Source organism: Streptomyces sp. NPDC088707 (genome assembly GCF_044752725.1).
GTDB lineage: Bacteria > Actinomycetota > Actinomycetes > Streptomycetales > Streptomycetaceae > Streptomyces.
The window spans coordinates 76694-97878 of sequence record NZ_JBIVLV010000002.1; the positions used below are offsets into that span (position 1 = coordinate 76694).

The 21185-nt window shown below is 74.3% G+C and carries 16 protein-coding genes and 1 pseudogene; 6 read left to right on the forward strand and 11 right to left on the reverse strand.

From position 1 onward, the window contains the following. Positions 1-56 precede the first annotated feature (56 nt). Positions 57-1298 carry an aminotransferase class I/II-fold pyridoxal phosphate-dependent enzyme gene (locus ACIP84_RS07780; protein WP_355958297.1) on the forward strand — a complete coding sequence of 414 codons (1242 nt, stop codon included), beginning with the start codon at positions 57-59 and terminating at the stop codon, positions 1296-1298. On the opposite strand, the gene ACIP84_RS07785 is transcribed toward ACIP84_RS07780, so the two are convergent. The 6 genes from ACIP84_RS07785 to ACIP84_RS07810 form a co-directional block, all read right to left on the reverse strand. Then, the gene (locus ACIP84_RS07785; RefSeq protein ID WP_401795887.1) at positions 1195-2661 is read right to left on the reverse strand and encodes a GNAT family N-acetyltransferase; all 1467 of its coding nucleotides are present in this window, start codon (positions 2659-2661) and stop codon (positions 1195-1197) included. The two genes, ACIP84_RS07780 and ACIP84_RS07785, sit on opposite strands and share 104 nt — an antisense overlap. Before the next feature lie 88 nt (positions 2662-2749). Then, on the reverse strand, positions 2750-5494 hold the full coding sequence (locus ACIP84_RS07790; protein ID WP_401795890.1) for a DUF6493 family protein: 2745 nt from the start codon (positions 5492-5494) through the stop codon (positions 2750-2752). A 77-nt stretch (positions 5495-5571) separates the two neighbouring features. Further along, positions 5572-6981 (reverse strand): SWIM zinc finger family protein, encoded by a 1410-nt coding sequence (locus tag ACIP84_RS07795; RefSeq protein WP_401795893.1) that lies wholly within the window; start codon positions 6979-6981, stop codon positions 5572-5574. Positions 6982-7085: 104 nt separating this feature from the next. Beyond that, entirely contained in the window at positions 7086-8675 is a 1590-nt protein-coding gene (locus ACIP84_RS07800; RefSeq protein ID WP_401795896.1) for an alkaline phosphatase D family protein, read from the reverse strand. Positions 8676-8819: 144 nt separating this feature from the next. Then, entirely contained in the window at positions 8820-10313 is a 1494-nt protein-coding gene (locus tag ACIP84_RS07805) for a PLP-dependent aminotransferase family protein (protein WP_401795899.1), read from the reverse strand. Between the two features lie 115 nt (positions 10314-10428). Then, the gene (locus ACIP84_RS07810) at positions 10429-11460 is read right to left on the reverse strand and encodes a saccharopine dehydrogenase family protein (RefSeq protein ID WP_401795902.1); all 1032 of its coding nucleotides are present in this window, start codon (positions 11458-11460) and stop codon (positions 10429-10431) included. Positions 11461-11552: 92 nt separating this feature from the next. On the opposite strand from ACIP84_RS07810, the gene ACIP84_RS07815 reads away from it, so the two are divergent. Beyond that, complete coding sequence (locus tag ACIP84_RS07815) at positions 11553-12620, forward strand: helix-turn-helix domain-containing protein (protein ID WP_401795904.1); 1068 nt, start codon at positions 11553-11555, stop codon at positions 12618-12620. Positions 12621-12668: 48 nt separating this feature from the next. After that, positions 12669-13505: pseudogene (locus ACIP84_RS07820) on the forward strand (EamA family transporter); the annotation flags it as partial. A gap of 57 nt (positions 13506-13562) precedes the next feature. Here the strand turns inward: ACIP84_RS07820 and ACIP84_RS07825 are convergent. Beyond that, positions 13563-14396, reverse strand: a complete 834-nt coding sequence (locus ACIP84_RS07825) for an alpha/beta fold hydrolase (RefSeq protein ID WP_401795906.1) — start codon at positions 14394-14396, stop codon at positions 13563-13565. 134 nt (positions 14397-14530) lie between these two features. Between ACIP84_RS07825 and ACIP84_RS07830 the strand changes: the two genes are divergently transcribed. Further along, positions 14531-15415: an RNA polymerase sigma-70 factor gene (locus ACIP84_RS07830; protein ID WP_401797066.1), complete on the forward strand. Its 885-nt coding sequence runs from the start codon at positions 14531-14533 to the stop codon at positions 15413-15415. A gap of 291 nt (positions 15416-15706) precedes the next feature. Continuing rightward, entirely contained in the window at positions 15707-16447 is a 741-nt protein-coding gene (locus tag ACIP84_RS07835; protein WP_401795908.1) for a GntR family transcriptional regulator, read from the forward strand. A gap of 44 nt (positions 16448-16491) precedes the next feature. Here the strand turns inward: ACIP84_RS07835 and ACIP84_RS07840 are convergent, their stop codons facing one another. Continuing rightward, entirely contained in the window at positions 16492-17649 is a 1158-nt protein-coding gene (locus tag ACIP84_RS07840; protein ID WP_030316649.1) for an ROK family transcriptional regulator, read from the reverse strand. Between the two features lie 163 nt (positions 17650-17812). On the opposite strand from ACIP84_RS07840, the gene ACIP84_RS07845 reads away from it, so the two are divergent. Further along, on the forward strand, positions 17813-18223 hold the full coding sequence (locus ACIP84_RS07845) for a hypothetical protein (protein WP_355958313.1): 411 nt from the start codon (positions 17813-17815) through the stop codon (positions 18221-18223). Between the two features lie 66 nt (positions 18224-18289). Here the strand turns inward: ACIP84_RS07845 and mug are convergent, their stop codons facing one another. From mug to ACIP84_RS07860, 3 genes are all read right to left on the reverse strand, one after another. Then, positions 18290-18787 (reverse strand): G/U mismatch-specific DNA glycosylase, encoded by a 498-nt coding sequence (gene mug / locus ACIP84_RS07850; protein WP_355958315.1) that lies wholly within the window; start codon positions 18785-18787, stop codon positions 18290-18292. A 62-nt stretch (positions 18788-18849) separates the two neighbouring features. Then, entirely contained in the window at positions 18850-20292 is a 1443-nt protein-coding gene (gene purB / locus ACIP84_RS07855) for an adenylosuccinate lyase (RefSeq protein WP_401795913.1), read from the reverse strand. A gap of 109 nt (positions 20293-20401) precedes the next feature. Further along, positions 20402-21184 (reverse strand): SGNH/GDSL hydrolase family protein, encoded by a 783-nt coding sequence (locus tag ACIP84_RS07860; RefSeq protein ID WP_355958316.1) that lies wholly within the window; start codon positions 21182-21184, stop codon positions 20402-20404. Position 21185: the final 1 nt, after the last annotated feature.

Genomic DNA, 21185 nt, shown 5'->3' on the forward strand with positions numbered 1-21185 from the left:
GCGAACGTAGCACGGCGATTTCCCGCTACTTCCCGGTATCCGTTCACAGTGCCGCCATGGACGCCATGGACTACGGCTCCTCGGACACCCCGAGAGCCCTCGCCACCGAAGCCGTGCACGCCGGCCGCGAAGACCTCGCCTCGCTCGGTCTGCACGCCCCGCCGATCGACCTGTCCACCACCTACCCCTCGTACGACGCCCGGGCCGAGGCCGCCCGGATCGACGAGTTCGCCACCACCGGGGCCCGGCTCGACGGGCCGCCGGTCTACGCCCGGCTCGACAACCCCACGGTCGCCCGCTTCGAGGAGGCCCTCGCCCGCCTGGAGGGCGCCGAGGCAGCCGTCGCGTTCGCCAGCGGCATGGCGGCGCTCACCGCCGTCCTTCTCGCCCGGGCGAGCCAGGGCCTGCGCCATGTCGTCGCGGTCCGTCCGCTGTACGGGTGCAGCGACCACCTCCTCGACGCCGGTCTGCTCGGCACCGAGGTGACCTGGACCGACCCGGCGGGCGTGGCGGACGCGATACGGCCCGACACCGGCCTGGTCATGGTGGAGTCGCCCGCCAACCCGACCCTCGCCGAGGCGGACATCCGCGCCCTCGCCCACTCCTGCGGCTCCGTGCCGCTCCTGGTCGACAACACCTTCGCCACGCCCGTGCTCCAGCGCCCGGTCGAACAGGGCGCCCGCATCGTGCTGCACAGCGCGACCAAGTACCTCGGTGGCCACGGTGACGTCATGGGCGGCGTCGTCGCCTGTGACGAGGAGTTCGCCCGTACCCTCCGCCAGGTCCGCTTCGCCACCGGCGGAGTGCTGCACCCGCTCGCCGGCTACCTGCTGCTGCGCGGTCTCTCCACCCTGCCGGTACGGGTGCGGGCCGCGTCCGGCACGGCGGCCGAGCTCGTACGGCGCCTCGCCACCGACCCCCGGATCGCACAGGTCCACTACCCGCGGATCGGCGGCGCCATGATCGCCTTCGAGGTGTACGGCGACCCGCACGACGTCATCGCCGGCGTCCGGCTCATCACCCCCGCCGTCAGCCTCGGCAGTGTCGACACCCTCATCCAGCACCCGGCCTCCATCAGCCACCGCATCGTGGCCGAGGGCGACCGGCGCTCGGCGGGCGTCAGCGACCGCCTGCTGCGGATGTCGGTCGGTCTCGAGGACGTCGAGGACCTCTGGCGGGATCTGACCTGGGCGCTCAGCGCTCCGCCCGCCGCACCCCTTCGTGCGGCTGCCCCTGCTGGGTCTCACGGTGCTGCGGCCGGGCGGCCGGTCGCGGTGCCGAGGCCAGCCGGGCTGTGATCACCAGGGTGCCCTCCTCGATCTGGTAGTCGAGGGGGAGGTTGAGCGCCCGCATCGCGGCCACCATCCCGGTGTTGGACGACTGCGTCACCGCGTACACGCTCGCGCAGCCGGCCTCCTCGGCCATCGCCACCAGCCTGCCGAGGAGCTCGGAGCCGATGCCGCGCCGCTGCCAGTCGTCCTCCACCATCAGCGCCACCTCGGTCTCGTCGCCGTCCCAGAGCAGATGCCCGAGGGCGACGAGCCGGCCGGAGGCCGTCTGGACGGCGAGGGTACGTCCGAAGCGGGGGCTGAGCAGGTGGTCGAGGTAGCGGTCGGCGTCGCCGACGGGACCGTGGTAGCGCAGTCCGAGGGTCCGTGCCGAGCAGCGGTCGTGCATGGCGCGCGCGGCGGGCAGATCGCGCTGGTCGGCGCGGCGGACGGTGATCTCGTTGCCCTCGGGGAGGGTCAGTACGTCCTGGCTGCGCGGGACGCGGGGGCCGAGCCGGGCGTCGAGCTCCACGAGGGCGCGGGCCCGGGCGAACTCGGTCGGGGTGAAGGGGAGGTAGGGCCGCTCCACGATGAGCGTGCCGCCGTTGGGGTCGCGCAGCCGCATCACGGTCTCCTCCAGGACGCCCTCGACCGGGGCCTGTTCCCCGGTGGGGCGGCCGGTGAGGGAGACGGCGGGCACGGAGTGGAGGGTGCAGCGGCCCAGGAGCTGGCGCAGCGCGAGCGGCAGCTCGGCCGCGTCGAGCGCCGTACGGGTGGCCAGGCCGAGGACCCGGGTCGGGGTGTCCACCAGGTCGTGGGCGTCGGCCCGCTCGGTCCAGGTGTCACGGCCGCCGGCCGCCGCCGTCTCACGGGCGAGGGCGCCGGCGGAGAGGTCGGCCGGGGCCCGCAGCAGGAACTCGTCGACCGTGCCGTCGGCGAGCGGATGCGTCTGGAGGGTGAGGATGTCCACGCCCAGGCGGGCGAGGACGGTGCACAGGGCGGCGAGGCTGCCCGGCGTGTCCGCGACGGTGGTCCGCATCCGCCACAGCGCGGTCTCGACGGGCACCACGGGTCCCGTCTCCTCCCCCTCCTCCTCGGTCCTCACCGGCTCGGCCACGGGCGAGTGCCCGCCGGTGTGCCCGCCGGTGCGTCCGGCGGGCGGGGCATGGCTCGCATGACTGCGCCTCCGCGCCCACCAGGTGTGGAAGGCGGCGGTGGCGACCAGCGCGATCGCCGAGAACACCAGGAGGTAGGCGCCGTCGGGCCCCTTGGCGATGGTCTTGGCGATCGTGTCGGCCACCACCACTGCGGTGAACAGTGCGGCGAGCTCGATCAGGTCGTGCCGCCAGTGGTGCGGACGGCGGGCGCTCTTCGAAGACGTCACATCGGTCATGACCTCACTGTGACCCAGTGGTGTTGCGTGATCACGAACGCTTTGTGACTGACGGGTTAAGCGCCCATCTGGAGGCTTAAAGAACGATTCAGGCCGTTTCTGTCAGAGGCTGATCGGCGCCCCGGCCGAGTGCGCCCGACAGCCGCTTCGCCTGGACGACGAACTGCGAGGCGCTCCGCGCCGAGGCCATCGCGTCCAGCCCGGCCACCTCACCCCGGGCCCCGCACCGCTCCACACAGTCCGCCGCGACCGCGAGCACCTCGCCCAGACCGCGCAGCGGCTTCTCCGCACCGAGCAGTTCCGGCAGCAGCGGCTCCAGGACCGCCCAGACCGTGCCGTACGCGCCCGTGGCGGCCGTCGTCCGGAGCGCGTCCGCCAGCCGGTTCGGCTTCACCGAACCCTCCAGGACCAGCCACGCCAGCTCCGTGCCGAGCCGCCGGGCGTCCAGGTCGCCCCGCGACGCCAGGACGAGCAGCGCGTCCACCGCGCGCAACCGGTCGTCGGCGTCCTGACAGCCGAGACCGAACGCCACGGCGAGATGGACGGACCGGCCCGCCGGGCCGCCCGCCTCGGCGAGCGCGGTGAGCGGTTCCGTCACACCGCGCTGGTCCGTGTCGGCCCCCGAGGCGAGCGAGGACAGGACGCACGCCGCCACGAACTCACGGTCCACCGGCAACGCCGTGGCCCAGTGCGCCCGCGTGTCCAGCCAGTGGTAGCAGCGACGGGGAGTCGCCCGGAGGTCGCCCCCCAGCCACCGGAAGGCCGCCGGGAACTCCTTGCGCACCACGGGACGGTCGTCGATCTCGACGACGACCCGGTCCGTCAGCCACCACTTCTGCGAGGCCCGGTCCTTGCCCCTGTCGAGGAACCGCACCCTCGTTCCCAGGGGTTCCCCCGCCCGCAGCCACGCGGCGAGCCGATCTCCCGCCCGCGTGCCGAGCGCCACGGCCTCCTCGGCCGCCCGCGCGGCCGACGGATCCCGGCGCCCGACCCGGAGCAGCGCCTGGGCGAAGTCGGCCGGGGCCGGCTCGACGCCCGCCTCCCGGTAGCCGCGCAGGCGCTCCACCAGCACCACCGGGTCGATCTCACCGGTGTGCAGGGTCGGCGTGGCGAGCAGGAACGGCAGCGCGTCCGTGCCGATCAGGTCGGCGGCCTCCCACAGACGCGCGTCCAGGATCCCCGACAGCGCCTCGTGGTGGCAGGCCTTCCGGCCGTTGCCCTTCGCCCGCCCGGAGTCGACGCGCCGGCCCGGCAGAAGACCCAGCAGCCCCGCGAGAACCACCTCGGCCCCGTGCGTGTAGTGGGTGAAGTAGTGCTGGTGCTCCCAGTGCTCCGTGGGGAACGCCTCGCGCACCGCCGCCTCAAGACCCGCCCGGTCCCGTCGCGCGAGCCGCACCAGACCGTCGAGCGTCCGCTCGAACGCCGCCGGGTCCTGATGCCGCCCCCGCGTCAGCAGCTCCTCCACCAGCTCTTCGACCGTCGTCGCCGGGGGAGCCACCGGCTCCCGCTCCGGGACCGGCGGCAGGATCTCCTCGTACGGGACCCCGGCCTCCACCTCCAGGTCGTTCCCGAACAGCGCCACGGCCGCCGGACGGTGCACCGGGCTCAGCAGACCGGCCTGCTCGGCCAGCTCACGGCGTACGGAGGTGTCCACCGCCGCCGCATGACGGCCCACCAGCTTCAGGGCCCGCTCCTGGATCGTGGTGTCCTCGTGCCCGAAGGCCTCCGCCACGGCCGGCAGCAGCTCCTCCACCGCGCCGGGCTCCCGCGCCAGCACCTTCCCCACCAGCGTCAGCTGGGCGCGCACCAGCTTCTTCTCGGTACGGAACAGCACCCCGCCCGTCATCTCGGCCAGCGCCCCGGCCGACAGCGCGCCGTCCGCGGCGAGCCCCGCGAGGACCTCCTGCGCGTACCCCGCCACCGGGGACGGCGCGTCGGCCGTCATCCCGATCCAGTCCGGGATCCGCTCCCGACGCTCGTCCGCGCTCGGCTCGACCAGCCGCAGCACCTCCAGGGGGAACCGCAGGTCCCGGGCCCGGCCGCCGCGCAGCAGCCGGGAGACGCACAGGTCCACGACCTGGGCCCGGTCGAGCACGCCCTCCGTGACGAGCGTCGCGAGCGCGGTCGGCCAGTGCGTCGGCGCCTCGGGGCCGACCGACCAGGTCAGCCGGTCGGGCGTCTCGGCCATGGCGAGCGCGTGTGGCACGAGCACCCGGGTGTGCGAGTCCTCCCGGAGCCGCTCCAGCAGGCGCGAGTCGGTGATCTCCCGCGTCCACGCGAGGACATAGCCGTCGGTCGCGGGCACCGCGCACCCGGAGCGCTCCACGAGTCCGCGGATCAGGCCGTAACTGCTCTCCGCCACGGCCGGCCGGGCCGCGAGCCGCTGCGCCACGTCCGCCGTCCACACCGGATCCCGGTCGGCGAGCACCGAGAGCACCAGGGTGCCGTCCTCGGAGCGCCAGCTCAGCAGGTCGCGCCCGCCGAGCCAGGTCGCCGCCGCGGCCGCGCCGGTCTGGCAGCCGGCGCCCGCCACGTACAGCGCGCGCCGCACGGCGGTCGCCTCGTTCCACCGCTTCCAGTCCCAGGCGCGCACCTCGGAGCGCAGGGACTTCAACTGCCCGAGGGCGGCCTTCCGGGCGGCGGCGTCCAGCGGCTCCAGGAGCGCCGGCACCTTGTGGGCGCGCCCCGCGCGGACCACCGCCAGCAGCTGCTCGACCGGGGTGCCCCGCTCCGTACCGTCCTTGCCTTCCACGTCGGCGCTCGTGCTCGCCGCGTCGCCTGCCGTGTCGTTCCCCGCCCCGCGCACCACGGCGCTCCTCACCTTGGTCATCATGCTGTCCATCACCCTGTTCACCAGGCCGTTCCCCACCTCGGTCCCCCCACCGTCCACCCTCGCCCCGGCGCTCCCCGTCATCGCGTCGCTCCGGCGACCGTCGCGCCGTCGCCTCCGGCGCCGGCGGGCTCGGGCCGCGCGCCGCGCCGCACCATCCGGACCGCGAGCGCGTGCTTGCACGGGCCACGCCGGCCCCGGTAGTCGGCCCACCACTGGCAGGTGCAGCTCAGCACCCCGTCCGACTCCCGCACCCGGTAGCGCCGTTCGCCCGAGGCCACCGTCGCCAGCTCGCCCTCGACGGTCACCGCGCCCTCGGCGACCAGCCGTCGGGCGCTCACCAGGCGCGGGTTGTGCCGCTCGGCGCGGTCCGCGTCGTAGGGCAGCTCCCGGTGGAAGTACGCCGCGTCCGCCACGTCGTACCCCACGCGCCCGGCTGTGCCGAGCCGGGTCAGGGCCGCCCGCACCCGCTCGATCGTGAGCCCGGCCTGCGCCGCCAGGTCGGCCGGGTCGATCCGCGGCTCCCAGGCGAGCAGGACCGCGACCAGCTCGGCGTCCTGCGCGGCCTCCTCCGTCGCGAGGGCCTCAAGGACCCCGCCCTCGCCGGAGAAGCCCCGCGCGGAGTCGGGCGACAGCGTCAGCGTGAGCCGCATGCCCGGCAGGGTCACCTCCCAGGCGCTCGCCGTGGCCAGGGTGCCGTCCGGCACAGGCCCGTACACCCGGAGCCCCGTCGCGTGCCGCAGCACCCGCTCCAGGGCGACGAGCCGGTCGGGTCCCGGCAGGCACACCGCGCCCGCGCCGGGCCGGGTCGTCGGCCGCAGCGTGCGGCCGGACTGCGTGATCCACATCGGCCCGCGCCCACGGGCCTGGTTGCGCGGCAGGGACCGGAGGAAGCGGACGGCCTCCGCCCCGCTCAGCTCGGCCCGCAGATCGAACCGGGCCGAGGCCACCTGCGCCTCGGCGAAACCCCGCAGCCAGCGGTCCGGCAGCGGGACCTTCTTCTCCACGACCGCCCTCGCGAGCGTGGTCACCGCCATCTCCTCGGGGCCCACCCGGAGGTGCAGCGGATCGTCACCCGTCATCCGCGACAGCGCCTCACGCAGCGGGTTGTTGACGTCGACGTTGGTCGTCCCGTGCCCCGTCTCCGTACCGCCGAGCCCCTCGTCGAGCACGTCCAGGCGTGCGTACACCCCGCCGCAGCCGGAGAACGACTCGAACCGCAGCCGGTCCCCGTTCCCCGTCACCACCGGGTCGAGCGACCCCGGCCGTATCCGCTGGTGGTAGCGGGCCGCGGCCACGTCGGCGACCGCCAGCAGACCGCGGGCGGCGACCTGCGGCGAGGCCAGGAAGCCGGCGAAGAAACGGGGATGGGCCTCGGCCCCCCGGGGTGTGAGACCCCCCGCCGTCTCCAGGCCGAGCAGCCGGCCGGAGCCCGTGGACTCCAGCGCGGAAGGGCGGACGTAGGCGAGTGCCTGTACGGATCGCGTCATGGAAACGACGTTAGGACCCGGCACTGACAATCACCGGGGAGCCGGGGCCCGTCCGGCCGTCACGACCGGCGGGCACCAGCTGCCGCACACCTGTCCCTCAGGTCTTACTGCCCGACGCGCCCCGGCCGCAGCACCTTGGTGAACAGGACCGAGCCGCCCTCCGCCCGCAGACGGACCGTCAGTTCCCCGCTGTGGCCGTCGATGTCGACCTCCCCGAAGTACTGCTGGCTCTCCATCGGCGACAGGTTGGCCCGCTCGGGTGCCCGGACGAACACCCGCTCCGGGCCGAACGTCGCGTCCAGCGCGTTCGCCGGGAAGCCGCCCGCGGCCAGCGGACCGGACACGAACTCCCAGAACGGTGCGAAGTCCTGGAAGGCCGCCCGCTCCGGCGCGTAGTGCTGCGCCGAGGTGTGGTGCACGTCCGCCGTCAGCCACAGCGTGCCGGTGATCCGCCGGTGCTTGACGAACCGCAGCAGCTCCGCGATCTGCAGCTCGCGGCCGAGCGGCGTGCCCGGGTCGCCCTGCGCGATCGCCTCGATGTTCGTGCCGTCCGGGACGACAAGCCCGAGCGGCATGTCCGCCGCGAGCACCTTCCAGACCGCGGTGGACGCGGCCAGCTCACGCTTGAGCCAGGCGAGCTGCCCGGCACCCAGGATGCCGGTGGTGTCGTCGGCCTGCCGCCCGGGGGAGTTGGCGTTCCGGAACGAGCGCATGTCGAGCACGAATACGTCGAGCAGCGGCCCGTACCGCACCACGCGGTGCATCCGACGCTCGCGACCGCCACCGCGCGCGTGGAGGGTGGACACCGGCGTGTACTCGCCGAACGCGCGCAGGGCGCGCGAGGCGAGGACGTCCACGTCCTTCTCCGTGTAGCGCGCGTCGTCCAGGATCTGGCCCGGGTACCAGTTGTTGCGCACTTCGTGGTCGTCCCACTGCATCACCGTGGGCACCTGCGCGTTGAACGCCCGGACGTTGTGGTCGAGGAGGTTGTAGCGGAAGTTCCCCCGGTACTCGTCGAGGGTCTCCGCGACCTTCGACTTCTCGGGCGTCGTGACGTTCCGCCAGATCCGCCCGTCGGGCAGCGTCACGCTCGGCTGGAGCGGCCCGTCGGCGTAGATCGAGTCACCGCTGCAGAGGAAGAAGTCCGGGTCGAGGCGGCGCATCTCCTCGTAGGCGCGGAAGCCGCCGATGTCCGGGTTGATGCCCCAGCCCTGCCCGGCGACGTCTCCCGACCACAGGAAGCGGACCCCGTCCCGACGCCGGCCGGGGGCGGTACGGAAGGTGCCGGCGATCCGTTCGCCCGTCCGGCGCGGATCGTCCGGGTCGGCGAGCGTGACCCGGTAGTGGATCTGCTCGCCGGCGGGCAGCCCGCGCAGCGCGGTGGTGCCGGTGAAGTCCGTGCCCGCGCCGATCAGCGGCCCGTGGTGGTGGCGCACCCGCCGGAACGACTCGCTCGCCGAGGTCTCGACGAGCATGCGGGCCGGCCGGTCCGAGCGCACCCACACGAGACCCGAGGACGTCGTGACGTCGCCCGTCTGCACACCCCACTCGGCGCGGGGCCGGCCCGACAGCGCGAACGCCGGGGCGGTGAGACCGGCGCCGCCGACGGTGAGCGCGGCCGACGCGGCGAGCGAACCGCGCAGCACGCTGCGCCGGGCGGGGTCGGGAGAACTGCCGGGTAGGGACTGGGACATGGAAGGGCCTCCGAGGGGCGTCCGGGCGGGTCGGTGCGTCGCCCCATGCCTAACGGCCGGGGGCGGCGCCCACGCGAACCCCGCGTGAACACTCACGCGGGGGCCGCCGACGGCCTGCGCGGGCGGCCGGGTGAACGCATCACCTCACTCCCGGCCGACCGCCTCCGCCACCATGCGTATCCCGGCCGTCACGACGGCCGGCGCCAGGTGCGCGTACCCGATCACGAGCCGTACGTCCCCGTCCCCGGGCCGCGCCGTGCCGTACTCCTCCAGGGGCCGCAGCGCCACCCCCGCCTCCGCCGACCGCGCCAGGAACCGTTCCGTTGGCCCGTAACGCCCCGGCACGCGCGCGATGACGTGCAGTCCGGCGGCGATGCCGCTCACGCCGGTGCCCGGCAGGTGCTCCGCGAGCGCCGAGAGGAGGGCGTCCCGCCGTTCCCGGTAGGCGCGTTGGCACCGGCGCAACTGCCGGTCGTACGCGCCCCGCGTCACGAACTCGGCGAGCACCGCCTGGTCGAGCACGGGGTTGCCGAGGTCCATCGTCCGCTTGCGCTCGACGACCTCGGCGAGCAGCGCTTCGGGGACGAGCATCCAGCCGAGCCGCAGACCGGGCGCGAGCGACTTGCTGACCGAGCCGGTGTAGACGACCCGCTCCGGGTCGAGTCCCTGGAGCGCTCCGACGGGAGCCCGGTCGTACCGGAAGTCGCCGTCGTAGTCGTCCTCCAGGACGTAGCCGTCCACCGCCCGCGCCCAGTCGAGCAGCGCGGCACGGCGTTCCGCCGACCAGCTGATCCCGGACGGGAACTGGTGCGAGGGCGTCACCACCACGGCCCGTACCCCGGAGGCGGCGAGCGGCTCCGGCCGCAGCCCCTCCTCGTCGAGCGGCAGCCACACCGTGTCGAGACCGGTCGAGGCGAACAGCCGCCCGTGCTCCGGGCTGCCCGGATCCTCGATGCCGACCGCGTCGAGCCCCCGTGACCGCAGCACGAAACCGAGCAGGCTCGACGCCTGCGCCACCCCCGAGCACACCACGAGCCGCTCCGGATCGGCCACCACGCCCCGGCGCCGGGTCAGCATCCCGGCCAGCGCCTCCCGCAGTTCGGGCAGCCCGCGCGGGTCCGGATACCCGAGGGCGGGGTGGGGGAGTCGCGCGAGCACGGCCCGCTGCGCAGCGGACCAGGCCGCTCTCGGGAACAGTGACAGATCGGGTGTCCCGGGTCGGAAGTCCACGCGGACGGCGGGCGCACCCGCACCACGCGCGGGCGTGGCCGGGCGCGGTCCGAGGGCGTCGAGGGCTTTCCCCGCCCGCGTCTCACCGCCCGGATCCGGGGTCGCTCCGGGCGCGGGCGCGCCGCCGAGCCGGCTCCTCGCCGCGTCGCCCACCCACGTGCCCGCGCCCCGGTCGCTGCGCAGATAGCCCTCGGCGGTGAGCTGTTCGTACGCCTCCGTGACCAGGCCCCGTGAGACGCCCAGGTCGGCCGCGAGCGCACGGGTCGACGGCAGTCGGGTCCCGGCCGCGAGCCGGCCCGAGCGCTCCGCCTCGCGCAGGGCCTCCTGGAGCGCCCGGCCGCGCCGCCGGGCCGGGGCGGCGGCGGCCGGCAGGAGCAGCTCCCAGGCCGCCTGTCCGTGGCTCCTCATGTCCGTGCGGCCCCTCTCCCCGTTCCGCGCGCCGGCGGTCCCGGCCGAGGCCCATGATGCCGCTGATGCCGCGCCCGGATCGGTTCGGGATCGCTCCGGGCCGGCGGCGGGTCCGTCACCGCCGCAGGTCGAAGGAGATGTGCGGGGCCAGCGCGCGGAGGAAGTCCGGAGCGTCGAAGACCTCGCCGGCCGAGGCGACGCCGGTCGTCCTGGTCCGGCCGGTGAGGATCCTCCCGACGGCCTCGACGGCGAGCGGCGCGCTGACGGCGTAGATGTCCTGGCCGACGGCCACGGCCCGGCGTTCCTCGTCGCCCGAGCGGACGACGACGTCCACGAGGAAGGTCTGGTCGGACCGGCCGGCCTCGTCGACCGCGGCCGGTGCCGAGGCGTCGGGCGCCGACAGGTCCTGGGCCGCGTCGACCGCCATGTAGGTGCGCACCTCGGGCACCTTCAGGTGGCTCGGGACGGTGACCACGTCGGCCATCGTGAACTCGGCGATGACGGGACGGGGACCCAGCGGGGCCGGGAAGGGCCACTCCTGGACCGTGAACTCGTCGTCGTGGTACTCCAGTCGCCCCTGGGTGAACCGGACGTGACGGCCGTTCCGCCGTTCCCGGGAGACCTTGCCGGCGGCGAGGGTGCCCGCGGTGGGGTGCCAGCTGCTCAGCCCGTACGCGATGTGGGCCTCGTCGGCCGACGCCCAGTCGCCCATGGCGGCGGTGGCGAGCAGATCGCCGAGGCCGCCGTAGAAGGCCATCGCGGGGACGATCACCGTGCCCGCCGCGCGGGCCCGGTCCGCGAACCGCTCGAACGTGTCGACGTTGGCCTCGATCTCGGCTGCCACGTCCACGTAGGGGATCCCGGCCCGCAGGGCCGCCTCGATCACGGGGGCGCCGGTCACGGCGAAGGGCCCGGCGGTGTTGATCACGGCTGCCGCGCCTTCGAGCGCGCGGTCGAGCGACGCCGGGTCGTCGACCGACGCGGGCCGCACGTCGAGCCCCGGGTGAGACTCCGCGAGAGCCCGCAGCTTCTCGGCGTCACGGCCGACGGCCACGGGGACGAACCCGCGGGCGACCAGCTCCGCCACCACGAACCGCCCGGTGTGTCCGTAGGCGCCGAACACCGCGACCGTGAGCCCCGTTTCCATGACTTCTCCCTGCTCTCGTACGACTCGAACCGTTCTCGTGGGGCCAATCCTGGCCCCGGCGGCCCTCGCGCACGAGTGTCCGGAACGACATCATGCGTACAATTACGGACGTGGACACCGACCTGAGGACGGACCCGAGCACGGTCGCGCTGGCCGTCACCGAGGGAATGCGCCAGTTCGAACTCTCCGTGGCCTACGAGGTCTTCGGCCCGCCCCCGTCCGCGGTGACCGGCCCCTGGTACGAGGTCTCCCTCTGCGGTCCGTCCACCGTCCGGATGGGCCGGTTCCGACTGGACCCCGACGGCGGCTTCGACCGGCTGGCGCGCGCCGGCACGGTGATCGTTCCCGCCCTCGCCGAGACCGACGAGGACCCGCCCGCCGAACTGGTCGACGCGGTGCGCGCGGCGCACGAGGCGGGCGCGCGGGTGGCCTCCCTCTGCACGGGCGCGTTCGTCCTGGCCGCCGCCGGCCTGCTCGACGGACGGCGCGCGACCACCCACTGGGCCCACACCGAGGAACTCGCCGCCCGCCACCCCCGGGTGCAGGTCGACCCGGACGTGCTCTACGTGGACGACGGCCGTGTCCTCACCTCCGCGGGCAAGGCCGCCGCGATGGACCTCTGCCTGCACCTGGTCCGCCTCGACCACGGCTCGGCCGTCGCCAACACGGTCGCCCGCAGCCTGGTCGTACCCCCGCACCGCGCGGGCGGCCAGGCCCAGTTCGTCACCACTCCCGTGCCCGCGCGCGACGACCACCCGCTCGGCGATCTGCTGCCCTGGGCGATGGAGCGGCTCGACCAGCCGCTGACCGTGGACGACCTGGCCCGCAGGGCGCGGATGAGCTCCCGCAATCTGGGGCGCCACTTCCGGTCGGTGACCGGTACGACTCCGCTGCAGTGGCTGCTGACCCAGCGGATCCGCCACGCCCAGGAGTTGCTGGAGTCCACCGACGAGAGCGTCGAGGGCATCGCGACCGCCACCGGCATGGGTACCGCCACGACCCTGCGCCGGCACTTCAACCGCACCGTCGGCGTGCCCCCGGACGCCTACCGCCGCACGTTCCGCGCCCGCACCCGCCCCGGCCCGGACGGAGGCACCGCCCCGTACGAGGGCGGCGCTCCGGACGGCGGCACCGCCCCGAAGTGGTCCCCGATGGCGTGACGGAAGTGGACCTTCACCCGGGCCGCCCCCCTTCCTAGCGTCGGAGGCATGAACGCGAACGCCCTCCGCGGGGTCCTTCTCGTGACCCTCGCCTACGCCCTCGTCGGCGCCTCCTTCACCGCGAACAGCCTCCTCGGCGACTACCCGTACGTCGGCGGCCAGGCCCTGCGCTACGGCGCCGCCTGCCTGCTCCTGCTGCCCCTGCTCGGCCGCGGCGGGCTCGCCCCGCTGCGGATCCTGACCGCCCGTCACTGGCTGCGACTCGCCACCCTCGCGGGGGTCGGCATGGTCGGCTTCAACCTGGCGGTCCTCGCCGCCGAGCGGACCGCCGAGCCGGCCGTGCCGGGCGTCCTCGTCGGCTGCGCCCCGGTCGTCGTCGCCGTCCTCGTCCCGCTGACCGAGGGCCGCAGGCCCGCCCCCACCGTGCTGTACGGGGCACTGCTCGTCGCCGCCGGCGCCTTCACCGTGCAGGGCTGGGGGCGTACGGACCTGGCCGGAATCGGCTGGTCGGTGGCCGCGCTCGCGGGCGAGGTCGGCTTCACGGTGCTGGCCGTCCCCGTCCTCCGGCTGCTCGGGCCGAAGCTGCTCACGGCCGTCGTGTGCGGGGTCGGAGCGGCCGAGGCGGCGCTCGTGGGACTGGTCGTGGACGGGGCCGGTCTCGTCCGGATGCCGACGGCGGTGGAGGCGGGCGCCCTGGTCTGGCAGGCGGCGCTCGCCACCGTGGTCGGGTTCGTCCTGTTCTACATGGGTGTCCAGCGGGTCGGCATGGAGCGGGCCACCCTCTTCACCGGCGCGATCCCGGTCGCCGCCGCCCTGAGCGCCGCCGTGGTCGCGGGCGCAGCCTTCGGCCTCCCGCAGGCGGTCGGCAGCCTGCTGGTGGGGGCCGGCGCCGCCGTGGGCACCGGCCTCTTCGCGCGAAGGACCGGCAGCGTCCGGGCGGCCTCAGGCGCCGCTGCCGTCCAGGATCACGCGTGCGACGAGAGCCGGGTCGTCGTGCATGGGCACATGGCCGCAGCCGGGCAGCCGGACGAGCCGCGCGCCGGGGATGGTGTGCTTGGCGCGGACGCCCTGCCGGGGAAGGAGCAGGCGGTCGCGAGCACCCCAGGCCACCGTGACGGGCACGTCGGCGACGTCGTCGCGGAAGCGCACGCTCCCGCCGGCGGCGAGGGTCTGCCGGAACCCGGTGGCCCCGCGCAGCGCGAGCGTTTCGGCGTAGGCCGCCGCGGGTGAACGGCGCCCCGGGCGCGCGTAGATCGTGCTGGTGAGCACGGTGCGTCCGGCGGACGTCCGGGAGAGGCGGTCGATCACCGGCACGGGCAGCGACCGCGCGGCGCCCCGCATCGCCCGCAGCGTCACGAAGGCGTACCGCCGCTCGCCCTCCGACCAGAAGCCGGCGGGGGAGAGGGCGGTGACCGAGCGCACCAGCTTCTCCCGGCCCAGCGCGAGGGCGAGCAGTCCGCCGAGCGAGTTCCCCGCCACATGGGGGCGCTCGACACCGACGGCCTCGCAGAAGGCGCCGAGCACGCTCCCGACCGTGGACAGGTCGTACGGGCAGCCCTCGGGCAGCTCGTCCGAGTCGCCGAAACCGGGCAGGTCGACGGCGATCACGTCCCGCTCCGCGGCCAGGATGTCCAGCACGGGCTCCCAGGCCTGCCAGTGGTGCCCGATGCCGTGCAGGAGCAGCAGCGGTTCCCCCGCGCCCCGGCGTTCGTACGTGAGGGACGCCGTGCGGGGGCCCGCCGGGGTCTCGATCGTGAACGCGATCCGTTCGGGCATGCGGACTCCCCTGTCCTGAAGCTTTCAGACGTCCCGTCAGTGAGAATTACCGATCAGTAGCCTGAAGTTCAAGACCCCGTCCGAAACTGGACACCGCGACCGAGGTGGGCTGGGATGGACGGGTGCCCACCGACATTCCGACCGACACCCTGACCGACCGCTTCGAGGAGCACCGCCCGATGCTCCTCGGCGTCGCCTACCGGATGCTCGGCCGCGCCGCCGACGCCGAGGACGTCGTCCAGGAGGCGTGGCTGCGCTGGACCGCGGAGGACCGGGCCGAGGTCCGCGAGCCCCGCGCCTTCCTCGTACGGATCACGACGCGGCTCGCCGTCGACCGGCTCCGGCAGGCCCAGGCGCGCCGCGAGTCCTACGTCGGCCCGTGGCTGCCCGAGCCCGTCGTCACCGACTTCGGGCCGACCGCGCCCGACACCGCCGAGCGCGCCCTGCTCGCCGACTCCGTCTCGCTCGCCGTGCTCGTCGTCCTCGAATCCCTCTCCCCGCTGGAGCGGGCCGTCTTCGTGCTGCGCGAGGCCTTCGGCTTCCCGTACGCGGAGATCGCCACCGCCCTCGACCGCTCCGAGGCGGCCGTGCGCCAGCTCGCCGGGCGCGCCCGGCGCCACGTCGACGAGGGGAAGCCGCGCTACGACGTCGACCCGAGCGAGCGCAGGGACCTCACCGAGCGGTTCCTCGCCGCGGCGGCGGGCGGCGACCTCGGCGATCTCCTCGCCCTGCTCGCCCCCGACGTACGGCTCGTGGGCGACAGCGGCGGCAAGTCCAAGGCCCCGCTGCGGATCATCGAGAGCGCCGACAAGGTCGGCCGCTTCCTGCACGCCACCGCCCAGGGCGTGGCCGAGACCTTCGAGTTCCGCTTCCTCGAACTCAACGGCGCCCCCGCCCTGCTCGCCCTCGTCGACGGCAAGCCGGACTCGTTCTTCCAGATCGAGGTGCTCGACGGGCGCGTCCAGTGCGTCTACATCATCCGCAACCCCGACAAGCTCCAGGCCCTCGCCGGTCTCTGACGCGCCCGGGACGCGCTCCGCGGGACGAAACCGCGCGATCACGCCGATCGGCCGGAACCTCACCCCGTCTCCCACCCGGGAGGCGGGGTGTTTTGCTGCGCGGGGCACACGGGGGCGCGAACGTCCTGTGAACGGTCTAGGTCAGAGGGTCACATTCGGGGGCGTTCGACAGAGGATTGGTCTTGACCAAGGGGTGGGCTCGCCTTATGGTCGCAGAGTTAGTGCAGGAACCTTTAATAAACAAGGGCGCGGAAAAACGCCGCGGGACACGGCGAATTGCGGAGGATCAGGGTGGGGACCACGCAGCTGGCATCGGTACCGGAACCGAAGTACCAGCACCTCAAGACAGTCATCGGCGAAGCACTCGACTCGGACTTCGCGGTCGGGGAGATCCTCCCCAACGAGCGCGACCTCGCGGCACGCTTCGGCGTCGCCCGTGCCACGCTCCGCCAGGCCCTGGAGCAGCTGGAGCTCGAAGGCAGACTGCAGCGCCGTCGCGGCGTCGGCACCACCGTCGCCCCGCCGCGCGTGGGCGTCGACGTCTCCACCACCCAGCACACCTGGCCGGGCGTCGGTGACGAGGCCTGGCAGTCCCTCGACTCCGCCGCCGACGTGGCCCCGGCCGCCGTCGCGCGCGTCCTGGAGAGCGGCTCCGACGAGCGGGTGCACATCGTCCGCCGTATCCGCGTCAGCCAGGGCCAGCCCGTCGCCGCCGAGCTGCTCTACGTGCCCGTCGGCTCCGTGCCGGGCCTCAGCGCCATCGACGCGCCCGCCGGACCCGCCCGCGCCCGCGCGGTGCTCCGCGAACTCCAGCACCTCGCCCTCGACGGCCAGGACCGCTCCGTGGAGCTCGGCTCCGCCCGCGCCGACGACGCCAAGGAGCTCGACCGGCTGCCGGGCGCGCCGGTGCTCGTCGTGACGACCCGCTACCTCTCCGGAGGGCGCACCGCGGCCGTCTCCGTGGCCACCTACCGCGCCGACACCTGCCGCCTCACCTTCGGCGACTCGGTCGACCTGGTCATGGCCTCGTAAAGCGCGCTTCCCACGAACACCGGCCGACGGCCCGTCGCGAGGATCTAGCGGCGGGCCGTCACCGTGCCGTCGACCGCGAAGAGCTGCTCCTCGACGTGGTCGAGGGCGAGCCGCAGCGCACCCGTCCCGACCGCGGCCTCGCCGAGCAGCGACAGCACCACCCGGGGCGGCCGCAGGCAGAACCGGGCCAGCTCCTCCCGGAGCGGCTGGAGTACGCCGTCCAGGCCTGCCGCCCAGCCGCCGACGACCACCAGCTCGGGGTCGATCGCCAGGACCAGGGCCGCGACATCGTGCACGAGCCGCTGGATGAACCGCTCCACCGCCGCCTCCGCGCGCGCGTCGCCCTTGCGGGCCAGCGCGAAGACCTCGGCGACCGCCTGCTCGTCCAGCGGGTGCAGCGGCTCGTCCGTCGTCGACAGCAGGTGCTCGGGGGTGACGCCCCGGCCGAGCAGGTGCAGGGCGCCGATCTCCCCGGCCGCCCCGCCGAAACCACGGTGCAGCCGGCCGCCGATCAGCGAACCGGCGCCCGGGCTCAGCCCGGCGAGGACGAAGACGATGTCGTCGGAGTCGGTCGCGGCACCCTTCCAGTGCTCGGCGACGGCCGCCGCGTTCGCGTCGTTCTCCACGATGACCGGGCACTTGAAGGAGCGCCGCAGCCGCTCGCCGAGCGCGAGGCCCGTCCAGCCCGGCAGGGCCGTGCCGAGGCGGACCGTGCCGTCGGCCTCCACGATGCCGGGGGTGCCGACACCGACCGCCCGCAGATTGGACCGGGCGACCCCGGCCCTGCGGAGCACGTCGGCCACGACCGTACGGACCCGGTCGAGGCGTTCGTCCTCGGGGGCCGTCTCCGAGACCTCGCGCGAACCGGCGCCGATGATCCGCCCGTCAAGACCGGAGAGCAGCGCGGCCACCCGGTGCGGGCCGATCTCGATGCCGAGCAGATGACCGGCCTCCGCACGGAAGCGGAACCTCCGCGCGGGACGCCCCTGGCGCCGGGCCTCGCCCTCCTCGGGCGCCGCCTCGACGACGAGGCCGCCCTCCATGAGTCCCTCGACGACCCCTTCGACCGTGGGCCGCGAAAGGCCCGTGATCCGGGTCAGATCGGTGAGCGTCGGCGCTTCGGCGCCGCGCAGCGCATGGAGTACCACCGCGGAGTTGATCCGCCGCAGCAGAGACGGATCCCCGCCGGTCAGCCGCCCCACAGTGTGTCCTCCCAGCTCGTGCACCTCTTCGGCGGATGGTACTCAATGGGCCCGGTCGCGGCGAGTGCCGCCCCCATGACGCTTCGGATCCGCCCCCGGGCCGCCGGTCCCCTCGGCTTCTGACGCGGCGCCAACTGTCAGTGGTGGAGGCTTTACTGGAGCCATGACCACGGCAGACCACCTGGCGGCGATCGACTTACTCAGGGCCCGGGGATTCGACGGCGGCCCGGACCACCACCTGGCGGAGCTCGCGACCAGCGAGGACTTCTGGGAGGACGACGGCACGCGCCGCCCGATCGTCGAGGACCAGTACGAAGCGGAACGGGACGGGCTCGGCACCCTGCTCACCGCGCGCTGGGGCGAGCCGCGGGTGCTCGACCTCGGGCCGGTCCTGGAGCGGAGCATGGAGGGCGAGTCGATACCCGAGCCCTGGTCCACCCTCAGCTGCCACACCCCGAACGTGCGCCTGTGGCGGGCCGACGGGCTGTGGATCGGACTCGGCGTCTCCCAGTGGGACAAGGAACTGCCGTTCCAGCTGCTCGCCGTCCTCACCCCGGTCGACCCGCCGGCGTGACGGCCCGCCCGCCGCCCCGGCATCCGGCCGGAGCGCCGGTGGTCCCCCACGCGGCGCACGGCCTGCTCACACCCGGGGGTTCTCGGCGGCCTCCCGGAGGCGGGCGTACTCCGCGGCCATCGTCGCCGCCGTCCAGTGCGCGTTGAGCCCGCTCGGGTTGGGCAGCGCCCAGATCCGGGTGGATCCGATCACGCGCTCCTGCGGCCCGATGGCGGCCTTCGGCTCGCCGAAGGCCGTGCGGTACGCGGTGACACCGACGACCGCGAGCCAGCGGGGCGCGAGCAGCTCCACCTTCGCGGCCAGGATCCGGCCGCCCGCGACGTACTCCTCCCGGCTCAGCTCGTCGGCCCGGGCGGTCGGCCGCGCCGCCACGTTCGTGATCCCGAGGCCGTACGTCAGGAGCTCCTCCTGCTCGTCCGGCCGCAGCTGCCTCGGCGTGAACCCGGACAGGTGGAGCACCGGCCAGAAGCGGTTGCCGGGGCGGGCGAAGTGGTGGCCCGTCGCCGCCGACATGAGACCCGGGTTGATCCCGCAGAACAACACCGAGAGGCCGCCCGCCACCACGTCGGGAACGACGCGGTCACGGGCGGCCTCCAGCTGCTCCTGGGTGAACCGGGGGCTCCCGGTCAGAGGATCGCCCCGGGGGCGTAGGCGGCGGCCTCCGGGTGCTGCTTGAGGATCTCCTCGATACGGGAGACCACCGAGGCGACCTGGTCGGCGGCGGCGCCGGTGAAGGACAGCTTGTCCGCCATCAGCTCGTCGAGCTGCGCCCGGTCCAGCGGGATGCGCTCGTCGGCGGCCAGCTTGTCGAGGAGCTCGTTCTGCACGGTGCCCTGCTCGCGCATGGCGAGGGCGGAGGCGACGGCGTTCTCCTTGATCGCCTCGTGGGCGACCTCGCGGCCGACACCGGCGCGCACGGCGCCCATGAGCACCTTGGTGGTCGCCAGGAAGGGCAGGTAGCGGTCGAGCTCCCGGGCGACGACGGCCGGGAAGGCGCCGAACTCGTCGAGCACGGTGAGGAAGGTCTCCAGGAGACCGTCGAGCGCGAAGAACGCGTCGGGCAGCGCGACCCGGCGGACCACGGAGCAGGAGACGTCGCCCTCGTTCCACTGGTCGCCCGCGAGCTCGCCGGTCATCGAGGCGTATCCGCGCAGGATGACCATGAGGCCGTTGACGCGCTCGCAGGAGCGGGTGTTCATCTTGTGCGGCATCGCCGAGGAGCCGACCTGGCCGGGCTTGAAGCCCTCGGTGACCAGCTCGTGGCCGGCCATCAGGCGGATCGTCTTGGCGATCGACGACGGGGCGGCGGCCAGCTGCACCAGCGAGGTGACCACGTCGTAGTCGAGCGAGCGCGGGTAGACCTGGCCGACCGAGGTGAAGGCGTGGGCGAAGCCGAGGTGACCGGCGATCCGCTGCTCCAGGTCGGCCAGCTTGCCGGCGTCGCCGCCGAGCAGGTCCAGCATGTCCTGGGCGGTGCCGACCGGGCCCTTGATGCCGCGCAGCGGGTAGCGGCCGAGCAGCTCCTCCAGGCGGGCGTACGCCACGAGCAGCTCGTCCGCGGCCGTCGCGAACCGCTTGCCGAGGGTGGTCGCCTGGGCGGCCACGTTGTGCGAGCGGCCGGCCATGACCAGCTCCGCGTACTCGGCGGAGAGCTTGCCGAGACGGCCGAGGACGGCGACCGTACGGTCCCGCATCAGCTCCAGGGAGAGCCGGATCTGCAGCTGCTCGACGTTCTCGGTGAGGTCGCGCGAGGTCATGCCCTTGTGGACGTGCTCGTGGCCGGCGAGGGCGTTGAACTCCTCGATCCGGGCCTTCACGTCGTGCCGGGTGACCTTCTCGCGCTCGGCGATGGAAGCGAGGTCGACCTGGTCGAGCACGCGCTCGTAGTCGGCGAGGGCGGCGTCCGGAACCTCGATCCCGAGGTCCTTCTGCGCTCGAAGCACGGCGAGCCAGAGCTGACGCTCCAGCTTCACCTTCTGCTCGGGGGACCAGAGGACGGCGAGCTCCGCGGAGGCGTAGCGGCCGGCCAGAACGTTGGGGATGCGGGGCTTCGCAGTCACAGCAGTCACGTGGACAGAGTTTACTGGCGATTTCTGCAGGCCAGCGCCAGGGTCCAATGTGGAGCTTGCTACGAGACGCAGCTCACGGCCGCCGCTCCCGCACCGCGTCCCCGGCGCTCTACGGCTCCGTCGACGGCTCGTACGGCAGCAGCTCGGGGCGCTTGGGCGCGCGGCCGTCGCCCGACGAGCGGCCGGTGAGGCGCCGCCCTATCCACGGGCCCAGGTGCTCCCTGGCGAAGCGGGCGTCGGCCGCCCGGCGGCTCGCCCAGCCCGGCAGCGGGGTCGGGGGCGGCGGCGTCCGCCAGTCCGCCTCGGGTGCCAGACCGAGTGTCTGCCACACGGCCTCGGCGACCCGCCGGTGCCCGTCGGCGGTGAGGTGGAGCCGGTCCACGTCCCACAGCCGGGGGTCGGCGAGCGAGGGGGCGCTGTACAGGTCGACGACCAGGGCCCCGTGCCGGGCGGCGAGGTCGTCGACGTGCGCGAACAGCTCCTCCATCCGGGGGCGGAAGCGCTCCAGGACCGGCCCGTTCCGGCCGGGGCTGCGCATCAGGACCAGCTGACCGCAGGACGGGGCGAGCGTCTCGACCGCCTCGGTGAGCAGTCCGCGGACCCGCCCCATGTCGACCTTGGGCCGCAGGGTGTCGTTCAGCCCGCCGACGAGCGTCACGACGTCTGCCTTCATCGCGGCGGCCGTCTCGACCTGCTCCTCGACGATCTGGCCGATGAGCTTGCCGCGTACGGCGAGGTTGGCGTACCGGAAGCCGGGGGCGCGGGCGGCCAGCCGGTCGGCGAGGACGTCGGCCCAGCCCCGGTAGGAGCCGTCGGGCTTCAGGTCCGACATTCCCTCGGTGAAGCTGTCGCCGAGGGCGACGAAACTGTTGTACGTGGCATTGATCTCCATG